Annotated in this window: 9 protein-coding genes; 3 read left to right on the plus strand and 6 right to left on the minus strand. The window is 40.8% G+C overall.

Features of this window, described 5'->3' with window-relative positions; translation table 11 throughout:
* Complete coding sequence (locus BUA11_RS05960) at positions 1–1,071, plus strand: ABC transporter permease subunit (RefSeq protein WP_072759398.1); 1,071 nt, start codon at positions 1–3, stop codon at positions 1,069–1,071.
* Positions 1,072–1,167: 96 nt separating this feature from the next.
* Entirely contained in the window at positions 1,168–1,998 is an 831-nt protein-coding gene (locus BUA11_RS05965) for an alpha/beta fold hydrolase (RefSeq protein WP_072759400.1), read from the plus strand.
* Positions 1,999–2,000: 2 nt separating this feature from the next.
* Here BUA11_RS05965 and BUA11_RS05970 read toward each other — a convergent pair whose 3' ends face one another.
* The 5 genes from BUA11_RS05970 to BUA11_RS05990 form a co-directional block, all read right to left on the minus strand.
* Positions 2,001–2,687 (minus strand): hypothetical protein, encoded by a 687-nt coding sequence (locus BUA11_RS05970; RefSeq protein ID WP_072759402.1) that lies wholly within the window; start codon positions 2,685–2,687, stop codon positions 2,001–2,003.
* Between the two features lie 133 nt (positions 2,688–2,820).
* On the minus strand, positions 2,821–3,858 hold the full coding sequence (locus tag BUA11_RS05975; protein ID WP_072759404.1) for an extracellular solute-binding protein: 1,038 nt from the start codon (positions 3,856–3,858) through the stop codon (positions 2,821–2,823).
* A 51-nt stretch (positions 3,859–3,909) separates the two neighbouring features.
* On the minus strand, positions 3,910–4,665 hold the full coding sequence (locus BUA11_RS05980; RefSeq protein ID WP_072759406.1) for a pseudouridine synthase: 756 nt from the start codon (positions 4,663–4,665) through the stop codon (positions 3,910–3,912).
* A 17-nt stretch (positions 4,666–4,682) separates the two neighbouring features.
* Positions 4,683–5,516 carry an energy-coupling factor transporter transmembrane component T family protein gene (locus tag BUA11_RS05985; RefSeq protein WP_072759408.1) on the minus strand — a complete coding sequence of 278 codons (834 nt, stop codon included), beginning with the start codon at positions 5,514–5,516 and terminating at the stop codon, positions 4,683–4,685.
* On the minus strand, positions 5,485–7,227 hold the full coding sequence (locus BUA11_RS05990) for an ABC transporter ATP-binding protein (protein ID WP_218587314.1): 1,743 nt from the start codon (positions 7,225–7,227) through the stop codon (positions 5,485–5,487). Before BUA11_RS05990 ends, BUA11_RS05985 begins: the two co-directional genes overlap by 32 nt.
* Before the next feature lie 217 nt (positions 7,228–7,444).
* On the opposite strand from BUA11_RS05990, the gene BUA11_RS05995 reads away from it, so the two are divergent.
* Positions 7,445–12,091, plus strand: a complete 4,647-nt coding sequence (locus BUA11_RS05995; RefSeq protein ID WP_072759412.1) for a sister chromatid cohesion protein PDS5 — start codon at positions 7,445–7,447, stop codon at positions 12,089–12,091.
* 58 nt (positions 12,092–12,149) lie between these two features.
* Here the strand turns inward: BUA11_RS05995 and BUA11_RS06000 are convergent, their stop codons facing one another.
* Positions 12,150–12,710 carry an ECF-type riboflavin transporter substrate-binding protein gene (locus BUA11_RS06000; protein WP_072759414.1) on the minus strand — a complete coding sequence of 187 codons (561 nt, stop codon included), beginning with the start codon at positions 12,708–12,710 and terminating at the stop codon, positions 12,150–12,152.
* Between the last annotated feature and the right edge of the window lie 164 nt (positions 12,711–12,874).

Raw genomic sequence — 12,874 nt, forward strand, 5'->3', positions numbered from 1 at the left:
ATGGAAAAGAACGCAGGAAAAGTTGTAAAATCAATTTTAATAAGCAATATAGTTCCGATAGTCTTCTTCTTACTAACACTCGGTGCTGTGCTTGTCGCGAAAATTCCACCACTATTTTTACTTTCTGAGATAGCTAGACGACTCAGCAGAAACACATTCTTGGTCCTTGCGCTGATTATACCCGTCGTAGCTGGTCTTGGTCTCAACTTCGCAATCGTGCTCGGAGCGATGGCTGCGCAAGCTGCTATGTTCTTTGTCGTGGACTGGAACATCACGGGCCTAAAAGGTGTTCTCCTTTCAATGCTCATAGCAGGTGTTCTATCGGTATTCTTAGGTTGGCTCGTGGGTAAAACACTTAACAGAGCCAAGGGAAGAGAAATGATAACATCGATGATTCTCGGCTTTTTTGCAAATGGTGTTTACCAGCTCATATTCTTGTTCTTCATCGGCTCTCTGATTCCATTCTCAAAGACAGATATACTCCTTCCGCAAGGCGTTGGGTTGCGCAACACAGTTGATTTGTATGGTGTATTAGATGGGGCGCTTAACAACATATGGGTTGTTAACATCAAATTTATCAATTTCTACATGGTTCCACTGCTCATAGTCGTTGGTCTGTGTTTGTTTATAACATTCTTGCTAAAAACAAAGCTCGGTCAGGATTTCAAAGCAGTTGGACAGGACATGCACATTGCGAGGACATCTGGTATAGACGTTGATAAGACGCGTATAATAGCGGTAATCATTTCAACCGTATTAGCAGCTATCGGGCAGGTTATCTATCTTCAGGACATAGGAACGATAAACACGTACAACAGTCATGAGCAGATAGGACTGTTCTCAATTGCAGCGCTGTTAGTTGGCGGTGCTTCGGTGAGAAAAGCGAGCATATGGAACGCAATAATCGGTGTTATACTTTTCCACGCACTCTTCGTTGTCGCACCGAGCGCTGGAAACAAGCTCTTCGGTCAGCCTCAGATTGGAGAATTCTTCAGAGAATTCGTGGCATATGCAGTTATCGCATTCGCACTTGCAATGCACGGATGGAGGGCAAGGAAGGCAAAGCACTGATACGCACGCAAAGATTTATATCAGGGGGATGAAAATCCCCCTTTTTCTTTCAAAGCTATTTCAATGCTGTTATGTGCCAAGGAGGAGGAACTAACCATGAAAAATCTGTTTGAGACTTCCGATGGGACAAGAATTGAGTACGAATATACCGGGATAATAAATCAAGATACGCACTCAGAAATTCCGTTGGTGTTTTTAAATGGCATATTCATGCATTATGAGAGTTGGAAGATTTTGACTAAAGGTATGAACGAGAAAGTTCCGGTGCTTTTCCATAACTTTCGATGCCAGTGGGGTTCTGGATGCAACGATACAAAAAAGTGTTCTTTTGAAAGACACACTTTAGATTTAAAAGAACTTCTTGATTTTCTTGGAATAAAGAAAGCGAAGATTGTTGGCACTTCATATGGCGGGGAAGTAGGAATGCTATTTGGTTATATGTTCCCTGAGTACGTTGATTCAATGATGATAATAACCTCCACCGCTCGAACAGATTCTGTTATGGAAGTTAAGGCTCTCAGATGGAAAGATGGTGCTGCAAGCGAAGACCCCCAAATATTTGTGAGAAACTGGTTAACGGATGTGTACAGCGAAACGTACATAAGTTCATTTGAAAACTTAGCTAATATCATCTCATCAAGACTCCAAGGTTTCAACTACAGGGGCGCAGTTAGGCTACTCGAAGCTTTCTTTGAGCTGAACAAGTATGATTTGCTTGAAAAGGTGAGGGAATTTCAATTTTCCGTGCTCATAGTTTCGGCTGAATACGATGGCATAAAGCCAAAAAGATTCAGTGAGGAGATATATCAAAACATAAAGAAATCTTTGCACATAACGATTCCAAACTCAGGACATGCGGTGGTGGTTGAGAAACCAAGAGAGGTGGGATATCTAATAAGAACATTTGCAACTGGTGAGCTTTATTAGGTTTATTCTCTAAAGAGAGGACCGTACAAATCTTTAACTGTATCATCTAAGAGATTTTTGGTAGAATCATCTTTCTTGAGGAAAATCCTTTTCAGATCCGGATTTATTTCTTGGCTCGGATTTTCCCAAGGCTTCAGGCCACAGAATTTTCTGTACTCGCCGGATATCCACAAGTACTTGTGCATATCAGAAACGGTAGTTTTGAAGTCCAGTGAATGAAGGAGCATGTAGAAATCGTGATAAAAATCTGCATACGAACCGTATTTCTTTGCTTCTTCATGAAGATGGTACGCTACCATTTTAGTCACAAAGGAATTATATATTGGAAACTTCTCGCTCAAGAAGTTGTGTGCGAATATAGATGTGAAGCTGATGTAGTGTTTTGATTTGCCATCGTCTCCATTGCTTTTTAGGACTATTAAAGATAATTTATCAACAAAATCAGGTTCCAAATTTATGCCATCGCTTGCGACGACTTCTGAAATGTGCTTAGCGACATCGAGCGTTCGAAAGATATTCGTGTTGTACAAAGAATTTACAACAGCCACTTTTACCAAACTTGACTGCAATGAGAAATCTGGAAATGTGTTTCGAATTTTCTTCAGAGCTTTATCAATGTTTTGGAAATCCTCAACACTTTCATACAACTTCACTGCCGATTCAACTTGTTCTTTCAGCACCTGAACCACACTTATCACCTCTTGAAGTTTCTAATGCAATTTTATACCAAAAACGTTCAATTAGTGCCAAAAATTTTAGATGAATATACAAATAAAAAGCGGGGCGAAATACCCCGCTTTGCCATAAATCATTTTAGAATACTCACTTAATTATCTCTTCCCAAGCTTTGTTGTAAAGGTCGATTGCTTCACCTATGTAGTCTATAATCTCGCAATTTGCCAGTTCTTCGACTGTGTAAAGTGGTTCAACCTCTTGGTAATTTACAGCATCAGCAACAGGTGATGGAATCATGAGGAAGTCGGCGATTTTTGCAGCTACCTCAGGTCTCAGTATGAAGTCGATGAACTTATACGCAAGCTCTTTGTTCTTGGCATCCTTTAATATAACCATACTGTCTATCCAGAGCGTTCCACCTTCTTTTGGAACGAAGAACTCAAAATTCTCCATTCCTTCTTCCGGAATTAGCTGGAAGACATTTTCAGGATAACCGTGTACAACCCAGAACTCACCGTTCACAACGCCTTGTGCGTAAGTTGTAGCGTCGAATTTCACGATATTCTTCTTCCAGTTCAATATTACTTCCTTAGCTTTTTCTATCTCTTCAGGATTTGTTGTGTTTACAGAATATCCTAAGTATTTCAACGCAGCACCGAAAACTTCGCGCATGTCGTCGAGGAGTGTAATTTTGTCTTTTAAATCTTCCCTTTCGTATATACTCCAAGATTTTTCGTATTCTTTTAAGTAATTCTTATTAACAATTAAACCCGTCGTTCCCATCATGTAAGGAACAGAGTATTCGTGGTTAGGATCGTACGTTGTCTTTGAAAGGACAACTTCGGACAAATTTTTGAAGTTCGGGATTTTGTTCAAATCGAGCTTTTCGAGCAATCCTTCATTTATCATCATCTTAACGTGGTCTCCGGACGGGAAAACTATATCGTATCCAGAACCACCGGATTTTATTTTTGCAAACATCTCTTCGTTTGATGCGTAGGTATCGTATATGACTTTACAGTTGTACTCTTTTTCAAACTGCTCAATAACTTCTTGAGGAATATAATCTGCCCAGTTGTATATGCGAAGTGTCGACTGTCTGTTGCACGCGTTTAAAACAAAAACCACCAACACGAAGAGCGCCACAAAGAGTACCAACTTAACAACGCGGTTTATCCTTTTCATCTCACTCTCAACCTCCTTCTTCTAATGTTTGATGTTCACTTTTGAATTATATCATGAACGGACTTTGTTTTGATTCTTCTTTTTAATCTCTAAGAGCTTGTCTAAAACATTCGCTCGAATCTCCACTATATCGCCAGGGTTTGGAACAAGGGTGATATCAACAGGTCCATGACTTATCCGTATCAGATTGACCACAGGATTACCAATTGATGAGAACAATCTTTTGACTTCATGTTTTCTGCCCTTTATCATTGTTACCTTTACAATCGAATAATCTTTATGCATCTCAATTACAACAGCATTTTCACACTTTAAGAAGTCTCCGTTGTCTTCAATCCCATTCCTCAACTTTTCCAAATCTTCTTTCTTAACCTTTCCTCGCACTTTGGCAACGTAAACCTTTTCCACGCCGTACCTTGCACTCGTGAGTATGTTTATTAGATCTCCATCATCAGTTAATATAACCACTCCTTCTACATCCTTGTCCAACCTTCCAACTGGCTTGAGATGGTTCAAATGCTGTAGATTCTTTTCCTGCAAGAGCGTTGCTACTGTGTGCTTTTGTTTTGGGTCGGAAAGTGTTGTTGAGTATCCTTTAGGCTTGTGGAGTACATAGTACGAGTAATCTTGATTTCTATCATCGAACGTGTAATTCTTATTTTCCACTTGCACTTTATCACCAAAATTAACCTCGTACCAAGGCTCAAAAACTTGTTTTTCATTTACAGAGACTTCACCATTAAATACAAGCTTATCAGCCATTCTTCGCGAATAACCCTTCGACTGAAGGAACTTTTGAAGTTTCATAATTTACTCCTTTCAGTTTAAATAAAGGGATTATAGAACCTACCATGGTTTACGAACATGCCGATAAGTACCGAAATCAATAATACCATTCCAGATATGACGAGGGCTACGTAATCTTCCTTTCTTAATTTCTTCGTCGTATACCATGTTCTTTTTTTGTGCTTTCCAAAACCTCTCAAATCCATTGCATTGCTTATTTTTTCAACTCTTTCGAGGCTTGAAAATATGAGAGGTATCAAAATCAAGAGAGAATGCTTAAATCTATCCTTGAACTTCGCTTTATATGATAGGTCAACGCCTCGGGCTTGCTGTGAAAGGCTTATATCTGTGTATACCCTCTGAACATCTGGGAAATACCTCAAAGTTAGTGCGAATGCGTACGCTACCTTATAGTGAACGCCTATCCGGTTAAGCGATGAAGCAAGCTCGCTCGGGTTTGTTGTGAAAAGGAATATCATACCGAGCGGTATGACCGAAATGTATTTCAGAAACTTCGTTGTCTGGTAGAATATCTGCTCGAGCGTGACGACGTATCTTGAAGATAGCTCAAAAAGAACATGGCTCGTTCCGAATATCTTAACTCCTTCAGTAGGTGCGAAAAGAAAAGTTATAAATTCGTTCAAGAGCAAGAAGATGAAAACATACAAGAACATTGTCTTTACCTTTGAGAACTTTATCTTTGCTACCTTCATCAGTGCAAACGAGAATATCAGTATGCCGACGATTACTCTAATATCGTACGTGTACATAACTGCCGAGGTGAGAACCAAAAAGGATATGAGTTTCGTCAATCCAGATAGCCTGTGTATAAAAGTTTCTTCAGATGTGTACATTATCAGCTTTTCTTGCATGGCTCTTTCTCACCGTCCTGTCGTAATCTATGAAGTGCTGGACGAACTCTGAAGTCTCGTTTATTCCGACGATGTTTGCTAAAGAGTACAGCGAAGTCTCTTTCAAATTCGCCTTTTCGATAACTTCAAAATTCGTAAGTATCTTCGACGGTTCATCGTTTGCCACGATTTCACCATCTGCAAAAACGACAGCTCTGTGCGTGTATTCCATTATCAAGTGCATGTCGTGGGTTATAAGTATGATTGTTATCCCGTTCGAATTGAGCTCGGCGAGGAACTCCATAATTTCGGAATAGTGGCTGAAATCTTGCCCAGCAGTTGGCTCGTCCAAAATGATTATCTTCGGATCTAACGCAAGAATCGAAGCGATTGTAACTCTCTTCTTTTGTCCATAGCTGAGTGCAGAAATGGGCCACTTAATAAACGGCTTAAGTCCGCATATTTGGGCAACTTCGTCCACTTTTCTCTCAATCACATCCTCCGGAACTTTTCTGAGCCTCAGCCCGAGCGCTATCTCATCGTACACGATAGGTTTTGTTATCATCTGGTTAGGATTCTGCATCACAAAACCTATGAACTGAGCTCGCTCTTTTATCGTCATATTGTTCAAAATCTCGTTTTTGTAGATGATCTTTCCTGAATCTTCCTTTACAAAGCCACAGAGCACCTTTGCAAATGTCGATTTTCCGGCACCGTTCTTTCCAACTATCGAAATCATCTCTCCGTCTTTTATTTCAAGATTTATATTCTTCAGAACAGGCTTACCTCTTTCATAAGAAAAGTTCAGATTTTCTACCCTTAGAATAGGCTCTGATTCATCGGTCATTTTTTGAACATCCTTTGAATTGCTGTTAAACCACTTTCTAACATTTTCCTTTTCTTTATCTGGAAGGCTTAAAGTGGATATGTAGCCCGGTTTAATTTCTTTAGAAATCTTTAAACCTGAGTACTTCAAAGCAGATACGTACAGCGGTTCTCTTAATCCAGCGCTTGACAATACATCGCTTTCCATCAATTCGTGCGGATTTGAGTCGAATATTATCCTTCCGTCCTTTAGTACGATAACCCTGTCAATTTCCCTGTGGAGCACATCCTCTAATCTATGCTCAACAATTATTACTGTCTTACCAGTTTTGGTATGGAGTTCATCTATTATCTCCATAGCTTTCTTAGCAGTTGCAGGATCGAGGTTTGCCAACGGTTCGTCGAACAAGAGTACATCGACGTTATCAACAAGCACACCTGCAATTGTTGTTCTTTGTTTCTGCCCACCGGATATTTCAAACGGTGAATGGTTCAAAAATTTCTCCATTCCGACCATCTTCGCTGCTTCTTCGACTCTTTTTTTCATCTCTTCGTGCGGCACGTTATCGTTCTCTAAAGCAAAGGCTATATCTTCGCCGACAGTAAGTCCTACGAATTGAGCGTCGGTATCTTGGAGGACTGTTCCAACGATTTTCGATAATTTAAAAATATCGAGTTCTCGCGTTTCAAAACCTTTGATTTTCAAGCTACCAGTTATTTCACCTTTGTAAGCGAAAGGAATGAGCCCGTTGAGGCAGTGGACAAGAGTACTCTTTCCACTCCCGCTTGGACCCAGTATCAGTACCTTCTCGCCCGGGAATATCTTGAGGTTAATATCGTACAGCGTCGGTTCAGACTGAACGTGGTACCTAAACGTGAAGTTTTTAAATTCTATAATCGGTTCCACTTTTTTATTCCTCCTACGCAAGTTAGACATCTTCTTAATTTCTTTACGAACATATAATACCACCGTGGCATTCTCAGTTCAATATATGCATATATACAAGTAGATAATTTTTCACCATTTAGACGATTTGGTGTGTAGAATACTAGGAAGGTGTGCTAAAATATTATATCGCCGATAATATATAGACAATTTAGAAAGCTCAAAGGAGCTGACGTTTATGTCAGAAAGGAGCGAAGAGTTACTTGGTAAGGAGATTAAGTCTGTAAAAATTACCGTTAATGAAGGTGCTGTAGAAAAACGGTTTGGCTTCTTTAGAAAAGCAATCATAAATTATTTTAAATTAGCTAAGAACATACTCAAAACGTATGGAAGTCTCAAGGTTGTCGAAGGTGATTTTCAAAGCGCTGATGCAGAGCTGATAGTAGAAACGAAGGAGTTACCAAACAAGATAGAAGGAACTGTAACATTAAAGGTATCAGGTAACGCACAAAAATTCAGATTTTCTATTGAAATCCCTCCCGCAGGCTCAAAAAATCTGCCTACCTACGAATTCGAATCCGTTATCTTCGAAATCCTCGGCATAGTGAAAGGCATTGAAGTCTTGCTTCCACTTCTCAAGGATAAAGATTCCGATAAAAGAAAAGCTATCATAAAGGCGCTTGGTAACATTGGTGATCCGAAGGCCGTCGAATCACTTGCAAAGTCTATGTCCGATACGGATCCGACAGTCAGAAAAGTCTTAGCAGAAGCTCTTGGTAAGATAAACGATCCCAGCGTAGTCGGATTGCTTGTCTTATTCTTGAGAGACGAAGATTATGTAGTGCGTGTAGAAGCGAAAATAGGTATCTTCAACGCGCTAAAGGCAGGGTTACCTGTTAATGAAGTACTCTTCATGGCACTAAAAGATAAGAATATTGAAGTTCGAAAATCGTTAGTTGAAATCCTCGGCAATTTGAACACTTCAAACGTTGTTGCTCCTTTAGTCGAAGCACTCGATGATGATGATATGAGCGTTCGGTTAAAAGCCGTTCAGGCACTTGGGAATATAAGAGCGCCGAAGGCTGTAGATGCCATTGAGAAACTGTTGAAGGACAAGAGTGCTGATATAAGATTGGCAGCCGTGCAAGCTTTAAATTCAATAGGAAATCCAAAAGTATTCGATTCACTTGTCGAATTGCTGGGAGATAAAGATTGGAAAGTTCGAAAAGCGGTGGTTGAAGCTCTTGGGAATATTGGACATCAGAGAGCGATTGATTACCTCGAAGAGGCACTAAAAGACGAAAACCCGAGTGTGAGAAGAGCTGCTGTTGAAACACTTGGAAACGTATGGGATAAAAGGGTTACGAATATACTCGTTAATGCTTTAAAAGATGAAGATTCTTGGATAAGACTTAGCGCTGCAAAGGCTCTTGCGAATATGAATGATCCATCTTCTGTGCCATCGCTTATTGATGCACTCGTTGATCCAATTAGTAATGTTCGAATAGCTGCTGCGGAAGCACTTGGGATGATAGGCGATGAAAGAGCTGTTGGCATGCTTATCGAAAAATTGAAAGATGATGACTGGAAAGTGCGAAAGGCAGCTGTTGAAGCGCTTGGGAAAATTCGCGATGTATCGTCTGTAGATTCTTTGATTGAGGTGGTAAGAAATACTGCTGAAGAAATAAATGTGCGCGAAGCTGCGGTGGATGCTATTGGAAATATAAGAGAAATGATAGCTACGGAAGCCCTCGTTGATATGTTGAATGAAGAAGATGTCAAGATTCGAAAAGCTGCGGTTGAAGCGCTTGGGAAGATTGGAGATATAAGGGTTACTGGAGTGATTGCTGAAATTTTGATGGATGAACAGGAAGACTTAGCAGTTAGAGAAGCCGCAGCAAAAGCGCTTGGAAAAATCGGGGAAGATGAAGCTGTTGAGCAACTCGTTAGTGTTCTGAAGGAACGAGATCTGGCGATTAAAAAGGCAGCTGTGTGGGCTCTTGGCGAAATTGGATCTGAAAAAGCCGTGACGGCTCTTATCGAAAAAATTAATGATACAGACAAAGGTTTAAGACTTGCTGTTATTGAATCGCTTGGAAAAAGCAAAAATTTTAGAACAGTTCAGCCATTGATTAATTTACTAAATGACAAAGAACCGGAGATAAAAGAGGCTGCGGCACAAGCGCTTGGGAATATTGGAAGTGAAAGTGCGATAGATGCATTGATTCAATTGCTGAATGACGAAGATGGTAGCGTCAGAAGGAGTGCGGCTTGGGCACTTGGAGAGATACGTTGTAGCAAGGCATCGGACGCGCTTGCAAAAGCTTTAAGAGACGAAGAACCAACAGTAAGGATGGCAGCAGCAGATGCACTTGTCAAGTTAGGCAATAACACTGCTTTTGAGCAACTTCTACTCATTACGCTCCAAGACAAGACTTCATCAAAATACGGCGAATTGCAAAAATCCTTCCAAGAATCTGTGGACTTTGGGAATGTATTAGATACCTTTTTGACATTCGATCAAGAGAAAAATGTACAAAAACGCTCTCGTGCATGGGACGAAAAGACTCTCGAAACGCTCATTTTAACATTAGAAGACGAGACACTGGATGAAGAAATGCGTAGAAGAGCGGCGGTTATACTGGGCGAAATGGGAAATCCGAAAGCTATAGAGGCATTGGTTAGGCTGTCCAAAAACAGAAACGATGTGCTTCGTGAAGCAGCAGCGTGTTCTCTTGGAAAAATAAAAACACCCGAAGCAATTAGACACTTGATACCCCTTCTAAACGACAAAGTTGTCAACGTACGGAAAGCCGCTGCTTGGTCCATAGGTGAGGTTGGAGGTCCTGGAGCTATTGATATATTATCGAGAGCTCTAAAAGACAGCGACTCATCCGTCCGAAAGGCTGTTGTGGGTGCATTTGGAAAAATAAAAGACACAAAGATAATAGACTACCTTATCTTAGCCTTGAACGATGAAGATTACCAAGTTCGGAATGCAGCAAAGATTGAACTTCAACAAGCTATTAAATCAGGACTTTCAGTAACAGAATCGCTTTTACGGGCAGCAAAGTATGGAAACATGGATACACGTATAACAATTGCAGAAATCCTTGGAAACGTTCACGACACTAAAGCTGTTGAGGTACTTATCGACTTGTTAAAAGACGAAGATTCCAATGTAAGAAAAGTAGCAATAAAATCACTTGGCGAGATAGGGGACTTAAAAGCTGTTGAGCCGCTCTCTCGATTAATACAAGATAGAGACGCCAGTGTACGCCTTGCAGTGGTTCAAGCTCTCGAGAAGATAGATGATATCTCAATAATAGAACCACTCATAAAAGTGCTGAAAGACGAGAATAACGATATCCGTTTAATTGCCATCAGGACACTTGGTAGAACAAAGGACAAAAGAATAATAGAACCTCTTGGACAACTCTTAAAAGACAAGGATCCTAATATAAGTCTATCAGTGATAGAAGCTTTGGCATCGATAGATAGCGAAAAAGTTTCTGAACTGCTTACTGATTCGTTGAAAGATGAAGAATGGAAAATTCGCAAAGCTGCTGCAGAAGCACTTGGGAAAATTAAAGATCGGAAAGTAGTAAATAGTCTTATTGAAGCTTTAAAAGACGAAATTCCAACCGTAAGAATTGCAGCTGCTGAAGCGTTGGGGGCTATAGGAGATTCTGGAACAATTGATGCACTCAGCGAACTGCTAAAAGACAATGACTCGTGGGTTCGGTTGGCTGCTATAGAGGCTATTGGAAAAATAGGCGATTGGACCGCTGTAGAAATTTTAAAGGAGGCCTTAAAAGATTCGTCTCCAAACGTGAGAAGAGCTGCTGCCGAGGCGCTTGGAAAAGTAGGAGATGTTAGTGCTGTACCTCTGCTTGCCGAAAAACTAAAAGATGAGGACTGGAAAGTTCGAAAAGCAGTAATCGAAGCGTTGGAAAATATTAACGACATGAGCGCAGTTGAACCACTAATCGAAGTGTTGAAAGATGAGAATTTCGAAGTTCGAAAATCTGCTATTGAGGCACTTGGCAAGATAGGAGATTACGCTGCCTTAGATGCTTTCGAAGTTCTTCTTCTTGACAGCAACCCGGATATTCGAAAGATTACTACGCAATCGATTCTGAAAATAGGCGGCCCGAAGGCGGTAGAAGCTCTCCTTACAGCTTTAAAAGATCCTGATCCGGATGTTAGACTCTTAGCTCAAGAAGGACTCTTTCAGATATCAGATTTCAGCGTCGTGCATTTGATTAGGAAATTACTCAGAGACGAAGAGCCGAACATAAGGTGGCTTGCTATCCAAATTCTTCGAAAGATTGGTGGGGCAGGAGTGGTCGAGCCACTTATCGAAGCATTGAACGACGAAATATTCAGTATCCGATGGTCAGCGGCAGAGGCGCTCGGTGAGGTGGGTGACCCAAAAGCTATTGGACCTCTCTCTGCATTGCTGAGGGATAAGGATTACGCGGTTCGCAGAACTGCAGCTGAGGCTATAGGAAACATAGGTGGAGAACATGCACTAAACATACTTGCTGAAGCTTTAAATGATGAAAATACAGAAGTTCGTGGCGCAGTTATTTGGGGTATCGCAAAGGTTCGTGCTTTAGATGAAGATATCGCGTATAACTTACTTTGCAAAGGGATCAAAGATGAAAGTACTTACGTGCGTAAAGAAGCAATAAAGGCTTTAGGTAGCAAACGTGATAGAAAATCGGTAGAAGCAATCCTTCAAGCTTTGGAGGATAAAGATGAAGGTGTTTGCAAGACTGCGTTACAAATCCTTGAGGAAATAACCGGTCAGAAATTTGGTCTGAACTATTCAGAATGGAAGAAATGGTGGGAGGAACATAGAGAAGAGCTTGATGATTAAATGAAAACCCCCAGCGCACATACCTGCTGGGGGTTAATACTTAGAAAATCATCAACCTTTATTGTGCCTTTTTTAAGCTGCCCTTCTTTGGTTTGGTCGCGACATAAGCGAAGATAAGCAACGTACCTATCACACCAGCGCTGATGATGTTCATAATTGCGGCTGTGACACCTTGGATGAAAACCTTATCCGCTGGCTCTGCATATATCACTATGTCGAGCACAGGTGCTATGACGAGCCAAGATATAGCATTGGCAATTATTTGGAAAAGATTCACTTTCAGTGCATCCTTAAAGGTGAATTCCCCTTCTTCAAGCTTTGTGAACTTATAACCCAATCCGAATATGAAACCAGCTATACCGCTTGCGATAACCCAGCTCCACCACGGAGAACCATACTGGATCGCATCGCTGAGCGCATGTCCAATGAAAGCTGAAAGCCCACCTGCAATAGGACCGTAAAGAGTAGCTAAGAAGAGTGCAAAACCGTAAGCAGTTTGGAAACTCGTCTGTGGAACTGGTGATGGGATCTTAACGAACATGAACAGAAGCATAAAGATCGCAGCACCAATACCAGACGCTACCACCGTGGCGGTTGAGAACTTGAAGAGCTTTTTCATGCCTGATGCCTCCTTTTTAACATGGATTAATTAATGTGACGCACACCTAAATATTATACCATATATCACGTTCAAGTAATCTTTTTGAACGTGATATTGTATAATCACAATGACAAGTAGTGTGCGAACAGAATACGGTTAAAGCCAAGTTGATGGCATGCCAA

This window comes from Fervidobacterium gondwanense DSM 13020, from assembly GCF_900143265.1.
Taxonomy (GTDB): domain Bacteria; phylum Thermotogota; class Thermotogae; order Thermotogales; family Fervidobacteriaceae; genus Fervidobacterium; species Fervidobacterium gondwanense.

What these genes read in the sequence shown, in the direction of transcription:
- BUA11_RS05960 (WP_072759398.1), top strand. Translation starts at nt 1, where the DNA reads ATGGAAAAGAACGCAGGAAAAGTTGTAAAATCAATTTTAATAAGCAAT.
- BUA11_RS05965 (WP_072759400.1), top strand. Translation starts at nt 1,168, where the DNA reads ATGAAAAATCTGTTTGAGACTTCCGATGGGACAAGAATTGAGTACGAA.
- BUA11_RS05975 (WP_072759404.1), bottom strand. Translation starts at nt 3,858, where the DNA reads ATGAAAAGGATAAACCGCGTTGTTAAGTTGGTACTCTTTGTGGCGCTC.
- BUA11_RS05980 (WP_072759406.1), bottom strand. Translation starts at nt 4,665, where the DNA reads ATGAAACTTCAAAAGTTCCTTCAGTCGAAGGGTTATTCGCGAAGAATG.
- BUA11_RS05985 (WP_072759408.1), bottom strand. Translation starts at nt 5,516, where the DNA reads ATGCAAGAAAAGCTGATAATGTACACATCTGAAGAAACTTTTATACAC.
- BUA11_RS05995 (WP_072759412.1), top strand. Translation starts at nt 7,445, where the DNA reads ATGTCAGAAAGGAGCGAAGAGTTACTTGGTAAGGAGATTAAGTCTGTA.
- BUA11_RS06000 (WP_072759414.1), bottom strand. Translation starts at nt 12,710, where the DNA reads ATGAAAAAGCTCTTCAAGTTCTCAACCGCCACGGTGGTAGCGTCTGGT.